Origin of the sequence: Streptomyces sp. NPDC058198 (assembly GCF_042882605.1) — a bacterium.
Taxonomy (GTDB): domain Bacteria; phylum Actinomycetota; class Actinomycetes; order Streptomycetales; family Streptomycetaceae; genus Streptomyces.
This window is the reverse complement of sequence record NZ_JBHVVP010000003.1, coordinates 152,153-167,645: the sequence shown is the minus strand read 5'-3', so window position 1 is coordinate 167,645 and position 15,493 is coordinate 152,153. Positions and strand designations below refer to the sequence as shown.

The window sequence follows — 15,493 nt, the reverse complement described above, 5'->3', positions numbered from 1 at the left end:
TGCGGGTCCTGTCCCGGCCGGTCTTCACGGGCCGCCCCGGGCCCGCTACGTCACCGTCGCCCGCTGCGTCACCGTCGCCCGCTACCTCACCGTCCCGCCGCCGCCATCGCGGCGCCCACGATGCCCGCGTTGTTCTGCAGCTCGGCCGGGAGGATCTCGGCCCTGATCCCCTCGATCAGCGGGATGAACTTGTCGGCCTTGCGGCTCACACCGCCGCCGATGATGAACAGCTCGGGCGAGAAGAGCATCTCCACATGCGCCAGATACTTCTGGACGCGGTGCGCCCAGTGCTGCCAGCTCAGGTCCTCGTCCTCCTTGGCCTTCGTGGAGGCGCGCTTCTCCGCGTCATGGCCGTGCAGCTCCAGATGGCCCAGCTCGGTGTTGGGAACGAGCTTGCCGTCTATGAAGAGCGCGCTGCCGATGCCCGTACCGAAGGTCAGCAGGAACACCGCGCCCTTGCGGCCGCGCCCCGCGCCGAAGGCCATCTCCGCCACGCCCGCCGCGTCGGCGTCGTTGAGGACCGTGGCCCGCAGGCCCAGCCGGTCGCCGAGCACCTGCCCCGCGTCCACGTCGATCCATGCCTTGTCGACATTGGCGGCCGTACGGATCACGGAACCCGTGACCACGCCGGGGAAGGTGATGCCGACCGGGCCCGACCAGCCGAAGTGCCGCACGACCTCGACCACGCCGTCGGCGACGCTCTCGGGTGTTGCCGGGTGCGGGGTGAGTACTTTGTGCCGCGGTTCCACGAGGTCGCCACGCTCCAGGTCCACGGGCGCGCCCTTGATTCCCGAACCGCCGATGTCCACTCCGAAAACGTTCATGGACACAACGTTACGGCCAGACGCCGACAGCGACTTCCGGGACGCGGACTTCCGTGGTGCGGACGCCCACTTCCATGACGCGTCCGCACCAATTCCCCGTCAGTTCCTCACTTCCTGGCGAGTGCTGCCGCCTCGGCGCGCAGATCGCGGCGCAGCTCCTTGGGCAACGAGAACGTGATCGACTCCTCGGCCGCCTTGACGATCTCGACGTCCTCGAAGCCGCGCTGCGCGAGCCACTCGAGAACGCCTTCGACCAGAATCTCCGGGACGGACGCGCCGGACGTGACGCCGACCGTGGCGACGCCCTCCAGCCAGGCTTCGTCGATCTCGTCGGCGGCGTCCACCAGATGGGAGTCGCGCGCGCCCGCGCCGAGGGCGACCTCGACCAGCCGGACCGAATTGGAGGAGTTCTTGGAGCCGACGACGATCACCAGGTCCGCGTCGGCGCCCATCTGCTTGACCGCGATCTGACGGTTCTGCGTGGCGTAGCAGATGTCGTCGCTCGGCGGCGAGATCAGCTGCGGGAACTTCTCCTTGAGCTTGTCGACCGTCTCCATGGTCTCGTCCACGGAGAGCGTGGTCTGCGAGAGCCAGACGACCTTCGACTCGTCGCGGACCTCGACGCTCGCGACATCGTCCGGGCCGTCGACCAGGGTGATGTGGTCCGGCGCCTCGCCGGACGTACCGATGACCTCTTCATGGCCGTCGTGGCCGATCAGCAGGATGTCGTAGTCCTCGCCGGCGAAGCGGACGGCTTCCTTGTGGACCTTGGTGACCAGGGGGCAGGTCGCGTCGATGGTGGCGAGCCTGCGCCCGGCCGCCTCCTCGTGGACGACCGGCGCGACGCCGTGCGCGGAGAACATGACGATGGATCCCTCGGGGACCTCCGCCGTCTCCTCGACGAAGATCGCACCCTTCTTCTCCAGGGTCCGCACGACGTACTTGTTGTGGACGATCTCATGGCGGACGTAGATCGGGGCGCCGTATTGCTCCAGAGCCTTTTCGACGGCGATCACGGCGCGGTCCACCCCCGCGCAATAACCACGGGGAGCGGCGAGCAGGACGCGTTTGCCGGCGCGGCGCGCGGCGTCTCCACTGATGGTGGCGGCGGGCGACGGGCGGGACGTAGCAGTCATGCGTCCCATCGTAAGGCCGTCCGGAAGAGGCGAAAGTTCAGCCGTCCTGTCGACACTGGGGCGTACGCGATCGACGGAGGGCTGCGATGGCCGACACCGGCACCGGTGCGGACGGAGAGTCAGCGGACGGCCGGGGGGCGGACAGCCGGAGCGCGGACGGCCGGACGGCGGACGGGGGCGCTCTGCGGCGGACGCTGGGCTTCCGCGACCTTGTCGTCTACGGGCTGCTCTTCATCGCCCCCATGGCGCCCGTCGGTGTCTTCGGCACGCTCGACGCCCGGTCGCACGGATCGGTGGCGCTGGTCTATGTGGTGGCGACCGTCGCGATGGCGTTCACCGCCTTCAGTTACGCGCAGATGGTCCGGGTCGCCCCGCAGGCCGGCTCCGTCTTCGCGTACGCGCGCAAGGGGCTCGGCGAGGGGCCCGGGTTCATCGCCGGGTGGATGGCGATGCTCGACTATCTGCTGATCCCGGCCGTGGCCTATCTCTTCGCCGGAATCGCGATGGAGGCGCTGGTGCCCTCCGTCGACCGGTGGGTGTGGACCGCTGTCGCCGTGGTGATCACCACACTGCTCAACCTGTGGGGCGTGCGGGCGGCGGCCCGGGTCGGCTTCGCGGTGCTCGCGATGGAGATCGTGGTGCTGCTCGTGTTCGTGGTGTCGGCCGTCGTGGTGCTCGCGCGGAACGGCGCCGAGCGTGGCTGGTCCACGCCGTTCACGAGCGACACGGGCTTCTCCCTGACGGCGGTGCTCGGCGCGGTGTCGGTCGCGGTGCTGTCGTATCTGGGCTTCGACGCCGTCGCCTCGTTCGCCGAGGAAGTGACGGGCGGTTCGCGGCAGGTGGCGCGGGCCGTGCTGTTCTGTCTGGCGCTGGCGGGCGTGCTGTTCATCGCGCAGACCTATCTGGTGGCGCTGCTGGAGCCGATGACCTCGGCGGAGCTGGCCGCGAACCCGGCCGAGCAGGGCACGGCGTTCTACGACGCGGTGGACACCTCGGTCGGGACCTGGCTGCATGACCTGGTGGCGGTCAGCAAGGCGATCGGCGCGGCGTTCGCGGCGCTGGCCGGGCAGGCGGCGGCGGGACGGCTGCTCTTCGCGATGGGCCGCGAGCGCCGGCTGCCGTACGCGCTGTCGCGTACGGACTCGGGCGTGCCGCGGGTGGCCCTGCTGCTGGCCTCGGTGGTGACGCTGGTGGCGGCGGTGTGGGCGGCGCGGCGCCCCGACGGCCTGGACCGGCTGGTCTCGGTGGTGGACATCGGGGCGCTGACGGCGTTCGTCCTGCTGCACGCGTCGGTGGTGGGCTGGTTCGCGGTGCGGCGTGGGGAGGGGCCGCCGCGCTGGTTCACGCAGGTGGTGCTGCCGGTGACCGGCGCGGCGATCCTGATCGCGGTGATCGTGGAGGCCGCCGGCACGGCGCAGCTGGTGGGCGCGGGCTGGCTGGCGGTGGGGCTGGTGGTGCTGCTGGTCCAGCGGGGACGGGGCGGGCGCCGGACACCGGACGGGCGGCCCGAGCCCGCTCCGTAGCGCCGCCGCTCCGGCCGTCGCCGCCCCGGGCCTCACCACCCCGGGCGTCGTCGAGGCGTTTTCGGAGTGATGTCACAGGCGGCGGATACGCTCCTGGGTATGGCTCTCCATACATCCCCGGACGCCCCGCTGCCCGTCGGTGAGGTGTCGCGGCTCATCGGCGGGTGGATCGACCGGCTCGGTTCCCTCTGGGTCGAGGGTCAGATCACGCAGCTCTCGCGCAGGCCGGGTGCGGGGGTCGTCTTTCTGACGCTGCGCGACCCCTCGTACGACATCTCGGTGAGCGTGACCTGCTACCGGCAGGTCTTCGACGCCATCGCCGATGTGGTCTCCGAGGGCGCGCGGGTCGTGGTGCGGGCCAAGCCGGAGTGGTACGCGCCGCGTGGGCAGCTGTCGCTGCGGGCCACCGAGATAAAGCCCGTCGGCATCGGTGAACTGCTCGTACGGCTGGAGCAGTTGAAGAAGTCCCTGGGCGCGGAGGGGCTGTTCGCCGCCGACCGCAAGAAGCCGCTGCCCTTTCTGCCGCAGCTGATCGGGCTGGTGTGCGGGCGGGCGTCGGCGGCCGAGCGCGATGTGCTGGAGAACGCGCGCCGGCGGTGGCCCGCGGTGCGCTTCGAGGTCCGCAACACGGCGGTGCAGGGGGTCAGCGCGGTGGCCCAGGTCGTCCAGGCGGTGAAGGAACTGGACGGGCTGCCCGAGGTGGACGTGATCATCGTGGCGCGCGGCGGTGGCAGCGTGGAGGATCTGCTGCCGTTCTCCGACGAGCAGTTGGTACGGGCGGTGGCCGCCTGCCGCACGCCGGTCGTCTCCGCGATCGGGCACGAACCGGACGCGCCGTTGCTGGATCTCGTGGCGGACGTGCGGGCCTCGACACCGACGGACGCGGCGAAGAAGACCGTGCCGGACGTCGGCGAGGAGCTGGACCGCGTCCAGGGGCTGCGGGACCGGGCGCTGCGGACCGTACGGGGGCTGCTCGACCGGGAGGAGCGCGGTCTCGCCCACGCGCTGGCCCGGCCCGCGATGGAGCGGCCGCACCGGATGGTGGACGAGCGCGAGGCCGAGGTGGACGCGCTGGCCGACCGGAGCCGGCGGGTGCTGCGGCATCTGCTGGACCGCGCGGACTCGGAGCTGTCGCACACCCGGGCGCGGGTGGTCGCGCTGTCGCCCGCGGCGACGCTGGAGCGTGGCTACGCGGTGTTGCAGCGGCCGGACGGCGCGGTCGTACGGTCCCCGGCGGACGTCACGGCGGCCGAGGAGCTGCGGGCCCGGGTGGCGGAGGGTGAGTTCACGGTGCGGGTCGCGGAGTGAGCCGCCTCCCGCACCACCGCGCAATCGTTGTCGGACCGCGTACTCAGGCGCGTACATAAGGTGGATCACATGGCCAGGACGGACAGCGGGACAGCGGCGGCGACCCCGGACACGCTCGGCTACGAGCAGGCCCGGGACGAGTTGATCGACGTCGTACGCCGGCTGGAGGCGGGCGGCACATCACTGGAGGACTCGCTCGCGCTCTGGGAGCGGGGTGAGGAGCTGGCGAAGGTGTGCCGCCGCTGGCTGGAGGGCGCCCGGGCGCGACTGGACGCTTCCCTGGCGGATCCGGACCCGGCCAGATCCCCGGACTCCCCCGCGGACCCGCACGCGTAGCGAGACGGGGGCTGGGCTGGGCGAGACGGAGCGGGGCGGGGCGGGGCGGGGGCGAGGCGAAACAAGACGTCGGGGCGGCTGTGAATCGGATCACCTGAATCCGGTTTTTGTTGAAAGTTAACCTATCCACTTGTACCGTGAACGCGATTGCTCATCACGTGCGCGTTCGGAAGGTACCCCCATGTCCCTCGTTCTTGACCCCGCCGCCCAGGACCTCCTCTTCCGGGAGGCCCATACCGCCAACACGTTCACCGACGAGGCGGTGACCGAGGAGCAGGTGCAGGCCATCTACGACCTGGTCAAGTACGGCCCCACCGCCTTCAACCAGTCGCCGCTGCGGGTCGTCCTGGTCCGGTCCGCCGAGGCCCGCGAGCGCCTCGTCCCGCTCATGGCCGAGGGCAACCGGCCCAAGACCGCCACCGCGCCGCTCGTCGCGATCCTGGCCGCCGACAACGAGTTCCACGAGGAGCTCCCCCAGCTCTTCCCGCACTTCCCGCAGGCCAAGGACGCCTTCTTCGGCGAGCGCCCGGTCCGCGAGCGGTCCGCCTCGGTGAACGCCGCCCTCCAGGCCGGCTACTTCATCCTCGGCGTCCGGGCCGCCGGCCTCGCCGCGGGCCCCATGACCGGCTTCGACTTCGCCGGCGTCCAGAAGGAGTTCCTGGACGACGACCACACCCCGCTGATGATCGTCAACATCGGCAAGCCCGGTGAGGACGCGTCGTTCCCCCGCTCCCCGCGCCTCTCCTTCGACGAGGCCGTCACCACCGTCTGAGCCGCGCGCCCCGAGCCGTGCGGCCCGCGCCCTGCGCCCCGAGCCATGGAGCCCGGCCCACGAGCCCGCGTACGACGAGGCCGCCGCCCCCTTTCCCCGGGGCGGCGGCCTCGTCGCGTGCGCGCTCACCGGACTGCGCGGTTCAGGACTTCTTCTCAGGACTTCTTCTCGGACTCCAGCGCGGCCGCCATCTCCGCGAGCCGCTCGTAGGACGCGGTACCCGTGACCACGGTCGTCGCACCCCCGTCGTCCGTGCGGACCAGCGCGTCGTACTTCGGCCCCTCCCAGCGCTGCCAGGCCTCGCCCGCCACCTGCTGCGTCCTGCCCGTGTCGGCGGCCCGCAGGGTGACCTCCGCCACGTACTTCTTCGCGGGCGCGGTGGACTGCTCGACCGCGACGTACTGGCCGTCCGGATCGAGATAGCCGAGGTGCCACGCGTCGTCCCGCTGCCCCTGGTACGAGACCGACGTCGGCTTCCACTTCCCCGTCAGCCCCGTCGGCGCCACGACCGGATACGGCGCCGCGCGCCGCGCGGTCACCAGCTCGACCCGGTAGTCGACCGCCTTCACCGGGTCGGCGTTCTCGTCATGCGGAATGAACACGTAGATCCCGGCGACGACGGCCCCGATGACCGCCATCGACAGGAACATGTCCCGCACCGTCTGTCTGCCTCGCATACCTGCCACCGCACCATCGTCGCATCAAGGCACCGCGCTCAAACGTGGGCCCCTCTGCTCAATTTGTCGATGTACAGATAGAGTCCGTATCACCCTCTTTTCCGGCCGTCGTCGTACAGAAAGGTGCGCTCCGATGACCGAGCATCAACTTCCGGCCCCGCTCGAGGTCTCTCCCGAGGCTCCTGACCGCAACCTCGCCCTGGAGCTGGTCCGGGTCACCGAGGCCGCCGCCATGGCGGCCGGCCGGTGGGTCGGGCGCGGCGACAAGAACGGCGCGGACGGCGCCGCGGTGAACGCCATGCGGACCCTCGTCTCCACGGTCTCGATGAACGGCGTCGTCGTCATCGGTGAGGGCGAGAAGGACGAAGCCCCGATGCTGTTCAACGGCGAGCACGTCGGCGACGGCACGGGCGCCGAGGTCGACATCGCCGTGGACCCCATCGACGGCACCACTCTGAACGCCAAGGGCATGCCCAACGCCATCGCCGTCCTGGCCGCCGCCGACCGGGGCACCATGTTCGACCCGTCCGCGGTCTTCTACATGGACAAGCTGGTCACGGGCCCCGAGGCCGCCGACTTCGTCGACATCAACGCCCCCGTCTCCGTGAACATCCGCCGGGTCGCCAAGGCCAAGCGGTCCTCCCCCGACGACGTCACCGTCGTCATCCTCGACCGCCCCCGCCACGACGGCATCGTCAAGGAGATCCGGGAGACCGGCGCCCGGATCAAGTTCATCTCCGACGGCGACGTGGCCGGTTCGATCATGGCCGCGCGTGAAGGCACCGGCGTCGACCTGCTGATGGGCATCGGCGGCACCCCCGAGGGCATTATCTCGGCGTGCGCCATAAAGTGCCTCGGCGGTGTCATCCAGGGCAAGCTGTGGCCCAAGGACGACGAGGAGCGGGAGCGCGCGATCGGCGCCGGACACGACCTGGACCGCGTCCTGTCCACCGACGACCTGGTCAGTGGCGACAACGTGTTCTTCGTCGCCACCGGCATCACGGACGGGGAGCTGCTGCGCGGGGTGCGGTACCGCTCGGAGACCGCGACCACCCAGTCCCTGGTCATGCGCTCCAAGTCGGGCACGATCCGGCAGATCGACTCGACCCACCGGCTGTCGAAGCTCCGCGCCTACAGCACGATCGACTTCGACCGCGCCAAGTAGCCACCGGGCCAGGGCCGTCCGGCCTGTCGCGCGTACGGAAGGGGCGCCCCCATGGTGCGGCGGGGCGCCCTTTCCGTGTGCGCGCAGGGGTGGTGGCGTACGAGAAGAGAGGCGGGTCGGCCGGAGACGCGGGTCAGCCGGCGGCGGCGATCCGGTCGCCCGCCGAGGCCGCCTTCCGCAGCTCCACCTCGCGCCGCCTGCGGCGGGCCAGGGCCACCCGGCGCTCGGCCGCGGTCATCCCGCCCCACACTCCGTACGGCTCGGGCTGGAGCAACGCGTGCTCCTGGCATTCGACCATGACCGGACAACGGGCACAGACCCGCTTCGCGGCCTCCTCGCGCGCCAGCCTCGCGGCTGTCGGCTCCTTGGAAGGGGCGAAGAACAATCCGGCTTCGTCCCGGCGGCACACCGCCTCCGAATGCCAGGGGCCGGCCTGATCCTCCCGAGCGGGACTCCGCTGGGGTGGAACGGCGGCGACCTGCAAGGGCTGATGCGGCGGATGCAGCACGGTCTACTCCTGACGACGGCTTCGCGAGCGAGAGACGATGCAGCTCTCCCTACCCGCTGTACGCACGCCTATGCACTGAGTGGCACTCAGTTCCGGAGTCCGGAACGCCGTGCGGTATTCCGGACGCCTAACCACAACAGGACAGCTTTGGCCGGAAACAGCCGGAAGCGGTGGACGGGCATAGGGCAGCCGTAGGACAGCCGCCGCGCGGCAGCCCTGCGGGAGACGTCAGGAACCGAGGTGCTTGCGCAGCCGGTCGTGCAGATCCGCGACCCACGTGCCGCGCTTCGGCTTGGCCTCGACATTGCCGAACACCGAGTAGCCGTTCACGACGACGACCGGCGCGTCCGGTTCCGCGGCCTCCAGCGAGCGGACCTCGAAGTTGCCGAAGATGCCGGTGCCGTTGCCGCGCAGCGAGATGTTCTCGGGGACGCGGATCTCGACATTGCCGAAAATGGATGTCGCGTTGATCACGCTGGTCCGCTGGCCGAAGAGCGCTTCGGTGAGATCGATCTCGACATTGCCGAAGAGCGAGAAGGCGTTGGTCCTGCGGCCGATGCGCCAGCGGCCCCTGCGGGTCGTGCTGCTGAAGACGGCGATCAGGTTCTCGGCGGGGGCCATGGGGTCCTCGGGGCCGTATCCGTACGCCGACGACGCGGACGAGGACCCGGCGGGGCGCGCGCCGGCGCCGACGGCCGGCAAGTCCCGCACCAGTGGCTCCAGTTCACCGACGGTCTTCGCCCGGTAGACGGCGTCGATCCGCTCTCCGTGCTCCTCCGCGTCCAGCCGGCCCTCCGCCAGGGCCTCCCGGAGGATGTCCGCGATCCGGTCTCGGTCGGCGTCGGAGGCCCGGATGCCCGCGGGCTCCACCGGTGCGACCGGCTTCTGAGGGTGCTTTTCGAGGTCCACGGAGCCAGGGTAGCGAAACGCGATAGATCGCGACTAGTAGCAGGCCCGCGAGCGTGTCCCACAACGGCACAACTGAGCCTTACCTCACAGGGGCGGTGCGACCGGGGCGCCCTACGCTGGAAGCCGCGCCGCCAATGGAGGCCGTGCCGCCGTCTGTCGAGTGAGGAATGGCCGTAATGCCAGAGTTTGCGTACTCCGATCTGCTCCCGCTCGGAGAGGACACCACGCCCTACCGGCTGGTGACCGCCGAAGGTGTCTCCACCTTCGAGGCCGACGGCCGTACGTTCCTCACGGTCGAGCCGGAGGCGCTGCGCACGCTCGCCGCCGAGGCGATGCACGACATCTCGCACTATCTGCGCCCGGCCCATCTCACCCAGCTGCGCAGGATCGTGGACGACCCCGAGGCGTCCTCGAACGACAAGTTCGTGGCGCTCGACCTGCTGAAGAACGCCAATATCGCGGCCGCGGGCGTGCTCCCCATGTGCCAGGACACCGGTACGGCGATCGTGATGGGCAAGCGCGGTCAGAACGTGCTGACGCGGGGGTCCGACGAGGAGGCCCTCTCGCGCGGGGTCTACGACGCGTACACGAAGCTCAATCTGCGCTACTCGCAGATGGCCCCCCTCACCATGTGGGAGGAGAAGAACACCGGCTCGAACCTGCCCGCGCAGATCGAGCTGTACGCGACCGACGGCGGCGCGTACAAGTTCCTCTTCATGGCGAAGGGCGGCGGCTCCGCCAACAAGTCGTTCCTCTACCAGGAAACCAAGGCGGTCCTCAACGAGACCTCCATGATGAAGTTCCTGGAGGAGAAGATCCGTTCGCTGGGTACGGCCGCGTGCCCGCCGTACCACCTGGCGATCGTCGTCGGCGGCACCTCGGCCGAGTTCGCGCTCAAGACCGCGAAGTACGCCTCCGCGCACTACTTGGACGAGCTGCCGTCCGAAGGCTCCGCCACCGGTCACGGCTTCCGTGACAAGGAGCTGGAGGAGAAGGTCTTCGAACTGACGCAGAAGATCGGTATCGGCGCGCAGTTCGGCGGCAAGTACTTCTGCCACGACGTACGGGTGGTCCGGCTGCCGCGCCACGGGGCGTCGCTGCCGGTGGCCATCGCCGTCTCCTGCTCGGCGGACCGTCAGGCGGTCGCGAAGATCACCGCCGAGGGCGTCTTCCTGGAGCAGCTGGAGAAGGACCCGGCGCGCTTCCTCCCCGACACCACCGACGAGCATCTGGACGAGGGGCAGGTCGTGAAGATCGACCTCAACCGTCCGATGGACGTTGTCCTCGCCGAGCTGACCAAGTACCCGGTCAAGACCCGGCTCTCGCTCACCGGACCGCTGGTCGTGGCCCGCGACATCGCGCACGCCAAGATCAAGGAGCGGCTGGACGCGGGCGAGGAGATGCCGCAGTACTTGAAGGACCACCCGGTCTACTACGCGGGCCCGGCGAAGACCCCCGAGGGGTACGCCTCCGGCTCCTTCGGCCCGACGACGGCCGGCCGGATGGACTCGTACGTGGCGCAGTTCCAGGCGGCCGGCGGCTCGAAGGTGATGCTCGCCAAGGGCAACCGCTCGCAGCAGGTCACCGACGCCTGTGGCGCGCACGGCGGCTTCTACCTCGGCTCGATCGGCGGTCCCGCCGCCCGGCTCGCGCAGGACTGCATCAAGAAGGTCGAGGTCGTCGAGTACGAGGAGCTGGGCATGGAGGCGGTCTGGAAGATCCAGGTGGAGGACTTCCCCGCGTTCATCGTCGTGGACGACAAGGGCAACGACTTCTTCACCGAGCCGGCCGCCGCCCCGACCTTCACCAGCATCCCGGTCCGCGGCCCCGGCCTGGGCTGACCGGCCCCGCCGACGCGCCCTCCCCGGCCTTCCTCCGGGGAGGGCGCCCCCGTTCACGGGAACACTGGGGATCAGCTCCGCCGGGAACACCGGAGACCGGCCGAACGCTCACGTTGCCAGGAGGTACGACCACGATGACGACCGACGAGAACCAGTACCGGACCGAGCACGACTCCATGGGCGAGGTACAGGTCCCCGCGCACGCCAAGTGGCGTGCCCAGACCCAGCGCGCGGTGGAGAACTTCCCCGTCTCGGGACAGCGTCTGGAGCGCACCCACATCGAGGCCCTGGCCCGGATCAAGTCGGCCGCCGCGAAGGTCAACGCCGATCTCGGCGTGATCGGCGAGGACATCGCGGACGCCATCCAGGACGCGGCCGCCGAGGTCGCGGACGGCCGCTGGGACGAGCACTTCCCGGTCGATGTCTTCCAGACCGGCTCCGGCACCTCCTCCAACATGAACACCAACGAGGTGATCGCCACCCTGGCCACCGAGCGTCTCGGCCGTGACGTCCACCCGAACGATCATGTGAACGCCTCGCAGAGCTCCAACGACGTCTTCCCCTCAAGCATTCACATCGCCGCGACCGCCGCCGTCACCGGCGAGCTGATGCCGGCCCTGGACCATCTCGCCGCCTCCCTGGAGCGCAAGGCCGAGGAGTTCAGCGAGGTCGTGAAGTCGGGCCGTACGCACCTCATGGACGCCACCCCCGTCACGCTGGGGCAGGAGTTCGGCGGCTATGCCGCGCAGATCCGCTACGCCACGGAGCGGCTGACCGCCTCGCTGCCCCGCCTCGCCGAGCTTCCCCTCGGCGGTACGGCGGTGGGCACCGGCATCAATACCCCGCCCGGCTTCTCGGCCGCCGTGATCGCCGAGGTCGCCCGTGCGACCGGGCTGCCGCTGACCGAGGCCCGTAACCACTTCGAGGCGCAGGGCGCCCGCGACGGACTCGTGGAGACCTCGGGCCAGCTCCGTACCCTCGCCGTCTCCCTCACCAAGATCTCCAACGATCTGCGCTGGATGGCCTCGGGACCGCGCACGGGACTGGCGGAGATCAGCCTCCCCGATCTGCAGCCGGGCTCCTCGATCATGCCCGGCAAGGTCAATCCGGTGATCCCGGAGGCCGTGCTGATGGTCGCGGCCCAGGTCATCGGCAATGACGCCACGGTCGCCACGGCCGGCGCCGCCGGGAATTTCGAGCTGAACGTCATGCTCCCGGTGATCGCCAAGAACCTCCTGGAGTCCGTACGACTTCTGGCCAATGTCTCCCGGCTGCTCGCGGACCGTACGGTCGACGGCGTCACGGCCCACGTCGAGCGGGCCCGTGAGTACGCCGAGTCGTCGCCGTCCGTCGTCACGCCGCTGAACAAGTACCTCGGGTACGAAGAGGCCGCGAAGGTCGCCAAGACGTCCCTGGCCGAGCGGCGGACGATCCGTGAGGTGGTCCTGGCCTCAGGTTATGTGGAGCGCGGGGATCTCACCCTGGAGCAGCTCGACGAGGCGCTGGATGTGCTCCGGATGACGAGGCCGTAAATGCGCGACGTGATTCGCAGCGGTCCGGTGGCCCCACCCGCCCAGGGCCTAGGATCTGCGCATGACAGAGACGGCAGCGAACGGGCACTGGGCGCCCGGCACACAGATTCTGTGGCGGTACCGGGAAAATGCCGGAGACCGTGTGCACATCTGCCGTCCCGTCACGGTCGTACAGGACACCGACGAACTGCTCGCGGCGTGGCTGGCGCCGGACACACCGTGTGTGAAGCCGGTCCTCGCGGACGGCACACCGGTCCATCACGAGCCGCTGGCCACCCGCTACACCAAGCCGCGCACCGTGGTGCGCGACCGGTGGTACGGCATGGGTGTGCTGAAGCTGGCGCGGCCCGGCGAGCCCTGGTCGGTGTGGCTGTGGTGGGAGCGGGGCTGGCGGTTCCAGAGCTGGTACGTGAACCTGGAAGAACCGCACACCCGCTGGTCAGGGGGGATCGACTCCGAGGATCACTTCCTCGACATCGACGTCTACCCGGACCGCAGCTGGCGGTGGCGCGACGAGGACGAGTTCGCCCAGGCGCAGCAGGACGGCCTGATGGGGCGGGAGCAGGCGCGGCTGGTCAGGGACGCCGGGCGCAGGGCGATCGAGGTGATCGACGCCTGGGGCGCTCCGTTCCGCGACGGCTGGGAGCAGTGGCGGCCCGAGCCGCACTGGACGGTGCCGCAGCTGCCGGACGGCTGGGACAGCGCCCCCTCGTGGACCGGGGCCCCGGCCTGATGTGTGCTGACCAACGCCGTGATCACAGGGGCGCCGACGCCGACGTCATGAGACCCTTGATGCGCCCCCAGGGTGCAAACGTAGGATCGACCTCCGGAACACCGCGGCCGGTCAACGGGTGGGCGCAGCGCCCGGCCTGACCATCAGTCACACCACGTCACACCGTTAGCCGCTACGACCGCAGGACACAACGACCGTGAGCCACAACGAGGGGGGTGGGGCAGTGCGGGAAGACTGCCACCCTGTCGAAGCGCTCGCATCGCACCACCGGCCCGGACGGACGGAATCCCACGCGTGACGGAGCATCCCCCCTCCCACGAAGGCCGGCAGCCCCTGGTTGCCCGGTCGCAGGAACGCACGCGGCCGCGGCAGGACGGGTCCGCCTCCGCCGTCGCCCAGCCCTCGGTGCCGGCGCCCGCGCCCGATCCCGCGGCGACCGCGCGGCGCGAGGGTGACCGGCTGCGCTTCGTGGGAGCCGCCACCCGCCGTATCGCGCGCGGCATAGACCTGGACGAGATCGTGCTCGGGCTGTGCCGGGCGACCGTCCCGACGTTCTCCGACGCGATACTCGTCTATCTCCGTGACCCGCTGCCCGTCGGCGACGAGCGGCCGGTGGCGCCGTTCGTCCTGCGGCTGCGGCGCACGGACCGGCTGCGGCTGACCGACGAGGATCCCGAGAACGGCGGCGGTATCCCGCTGCGGATCGCCGACGGGGCCCGGCTGCCGATCCTCGACCCGCAGTCCGATGTGATGCCGGCCGCCGAGCTGTGCCAGGTGCACGCGGGCGGTGCGCTGTCCGAGGTGCTGCGAGGCGTGCGCCCCGTCTTCGGGGACTCGGCCGCGGCCCGCGCCGCGCTGCCCGAGCTGCTGGGCGCCGACCGCACCGTACCGACCGGGCATCGCGCGATCCTCGCGCCGCTGCGCGGCCGGCGGCGGGTCATCGGCGCGGCGGTCTTCCTGCGCAGGCCCGACCGGGCCGCCTTCGAGCCGAACGATCTGCTGGTCGCGGCGCAGCTGGCGACGCACACGGCGCTGGGGATCGACAAGGCGGTGCTGTACGGACGCGAGGCGTACATCGCCGACGAACTGCAGCGCACGATGCTGCCGGAGAACCTCCCCCAGCCGACGGGGGTGCGGCTCGCCTCCCGCTATCTGCCGGCGGCCGAGACCGCCCGGGTCGGCGGCGACTGGTACGACGCGATCCCGCTGCCGGGCAGCCGCGTCGCCCTGGTCGTCGGCGATGTCATGGGCCACTCCATGACCTCCGCGGCGATCATGGGTCAGCTGCGCACGACCGCGCAGACCCTCGCCGGTCTCGATCTGCCGCCGCAGGAGGTGCTGCACCACCTGGACGAGCAGGCCCAGCGGCTCGGCACCGACCGGATGGCGACCTGTCTCTACGCGGTGTACGACCCCGTATCGCACCGGATCACCATCGCCAACGCCGGCCATCCGCCGCCCATACTTCTGCATCTGGGCGGCCGCGCCGAGGTGCTCCGGGTGCCGCCCGGGGCGCCGATCGGGGTCGGCGGGGTGGACTTCGAGGCCGTCGAGCTGGACGCGCCCGCCGGAGCGACCCTGCTCCTCTATACGGACGGGCTCGTCGAGTCGCGGCTGCGTGATGTGTGGACGGGGATAGAGCAGCTGCGGGAGCGGCTCGCGGCCACCGCGCAGCTGACTGGTCCCGATCACTCTCCGCCGCTGGAGGCGCTCTGCGACGACGTCCTCGATGTCCTCGGCCCCGGCGACCGTGACGACGACATCGCGCTGCTCGCGGCCCGCTTCGACGGGATCGCGCCGAGCGACGTGGCGTACTGGTTCCTGGAGCCGGAGGACGCGGCGCCGGGCCGGGCCAGGCGACTGGCCAGGCGGGCGCTGGCCCGCTGGGACCTGGAGGAGCTGAGCGACTCGGTCGAGCTGCTGATCAGCGAGGTCGTGACCAATGCCGTGCGGTACGCGGAGCGTCCGGTGACGCTGCGGCTGCTCCGTACGGACGTACTGCGCTGCGAGGTCGGAGACGATTCGCCGCAGCTGCCCAGGCAGCGGCGGGCCCGTGACACGGACGAGGGCGGACGGGGATTGTTCCTGGTCAACCGGCTGGCGCGGCGATGGGGAGCGACCCGGCTCTCCACCGGCAAGGTCGTCTGGTTCGAGGTCTCGACCCGGACATAGTCCGGACCGCGCACCGGGACAGAGTTGGCCCTGATCCAAATGTTGCCGACGGGGTGT

Annotated in this window: 14 protein-coding genes; 9 read left to right on the top strand and 5 right to left on the bottom strand. The window is 70.6% G+C overall.

Annotation, left to right across the window (positions count from 1 at the left end; genetic code table 11):
• Window positions 1-86: 86 nt before the first annotated feature.
• Window positions 87-824 (bottom strand): polyphosphate--glucose phosphotransferase, encoded by a 738-nt coding sequence (gene ppgK / locus ACFVWW_RS13020; RefSeq protein WP_384336466.1) that lies wholly within the window; start codon window positions 822-824, stop codon window positions 87-89.
• Between the two features lie 107 nt (window positions 825-931).
• Window positions 932-1,960, bottom strand: coding sequence for a 4-hydroxy-3-methylbut-2-enyl diphosphate reductase (locus tag ACFVWW_RS13015; RefSeq protein WP_386878420.1), 1,029 nt, complete (start codon window positions 1,958-1,960; stop codon window positions 932-934).
• Between the two features lie 86 nt (window positions 1,961-2,046).
• On the opposite strand from ACFVWW_RS13015, the gene ACFVWW_RS13010 reads away from it, so the two are divergent.
• The 4 genes from ACFVWW_RS13010 (at window position 2,047) to ACFVWW_RS12995 (ending at window position 5,899) form a co-directional block, all read left to right on the top strand.
• Window positions 2,047-3,483: an APC family permease gene (locus tag ACFVWW_RS13010; protein ID WP_386878421.1), complete on the top strand. Its 1,437-nt coding sequence runs from the start codon at window positions 2,047-2,049 to the stop codon at window positions 3,481-3,483.
• 99 nt (window positions 3,484-3,582) lie between these two features.
• Window positions 3,583-4,791: an exodeoxyribonuclease VII large subunit gene (gene xseA / locus ACFVWW_RS13005; protein ID WP_384181115.1), complete on the top strand. Its 1,209-nt coding sequence runs from the start codon at window positions 3,583-3,585 to the stop codon at window positions 4,789-4,791.
• A 69-nt stretch (window positions 4,792-4,860) separates the two neighbouring features.
• Entirely contained in the window at window positions 4,861-5,127 is a 267-nt protein-coding gene (locus ACFVWW_RS13000) for an exodeoxyribonuclease VII small subunit (protein ID WP_386878422.1), read from the top strand.
• A 181-nt stretch (window positions 5,128-5,308) separates the two neighbouring features.
• On the top strand, window positions 5,309-5,899 hold the full coding sequence (locus tag ACFVWW_RS12995) for a malonic semialdehyde reductase (RefSeq protein ID WP_384181111.1): 591 nt from the start codon (window positions 5,309-5,311) through the stop codon (window positions 5,897-5,899).
• A 155-nt stretch (window positions 5,900-6,054) separates the two neighbouring features.
• Here the strand turns inward: ACFVWW_RS12995 and ACFVWW_RS12990 are convergent, their stop codons facing one another.
• Window positions 6,055-6,585: a DUF4245 domain-containing protein gene (locus tag ACFVWW_RS12990; protein ID WP_386878423.1), complete on the bottom strand. Its 531-nt coding sequence runs from the start codon at window positions 6,583-6,585 to the stop codon at window positions 6,055-6,057.
• 124 nt (window positions 6,586-6,709) lie between these two features.
• Between ACFVWW_RS12990 and glpX the strand changes: the two genes are divergently transcribed.
• Window positions 6,710-7,741 carry a class II fructose-bisphosphatase gene (gene glpX, locus ACFVWW_RS12985; protein WP_384181109.1) on the top strand — a complete coding sequence of 344 codons (1,032 nt, stop codon included), beginning with the start codon at window positions 6,710-6,712 and terminating at the stop codon, window positions 7,739-7,741.
• 133 nt (window positions 7,742-7,874) lie between these two features.
• Here the strand turns inward: glpX and ACFVWW_RS12980 are convergent, their stop codons facing one another.
• Window positions 7,875-8,249, bottom strand: a complete 375-nt coding sequence (locus tag ACFVWW_RS12980; protein WP_384181107.1) for a WhiB family transcriptional regulator — start codon at window positions 8,247-8,249, stop codon at window positions 7,875-7,877.
• Between the two features lie 228 nt (window positions 8,250-8,477).
• Window positions 8,478-9,158: a DUF1707 domain-containing protein gene (locus tag ACFVWW_RS12975; RefSeq protein ID WP_384181105.1), complete on the bottom strand. Its 681-nt coding sequence runs from the start codon at window positions 9,156-9,158 to the stop codon at window positions 8,478-8,480.
• A 176-nt stretch (window positions 9,159-9,334) separates the two neighbouring features.
• Between ACFVWW_RS12975 and ACFVWW_RS12970 the strand changes: the two genes are divergently transcribed.
• From ACFVWW_RS12970 to ACFVWW_RS12955, 4 genes are all read left to right on the top strand, one after another.
• Complete coding sequence (locus tag ACFVWW_RS12970; protein ID WP_386878424.1) at window positions 9,335-10,999, top strand: fumarate hydratase; 1,665 nt, start codon at window positions 9,335-9,337, stop codon at window positions 10,997-10,999.
• Window positions 11,000-11,133: 134 nt separating this feature from the next.
• Complete coding sequence (locus ACFVWW_RS12965) at window positions 11,134-12,531, top strand: class II fumarate hydratase (protein WP_384181101.1); 1,398 nt, start codon at window positions 11,134-11,136, stop codon at window positions 12,529-12,531.
• A 61-nt stretch (window positions 12,532-12,592) separates the two neighbouring features.
• On the top strand, window positions 12,593-13,264 hold the full coding sequence (locus ACFVWW_RS12960; RefSeq protein WP_384181099.1) for a DUF402 domain-containing protein: 672 nt from the start codon (window positions 12,593-12,595) through the stop codon (window positions 13,262-13,264).
• A 294-nt stretch (window positions 13,265-13,558) separates the two neighbouring features.
• On the top strand, window positions 13,559-15,436 hold the full coding sequence (locus tag ACFVWW_RS12955; RefSeq protein ID WP_384181097.1) for a SpoIIE family protein phosphatase: 1,878 nt from the start codon (window positions 13,559-13,561) through the stop codon (window positions 15,434-15,436).
• Window positions 15,437-15,493 lie beyond the last annotated feature (57 nt).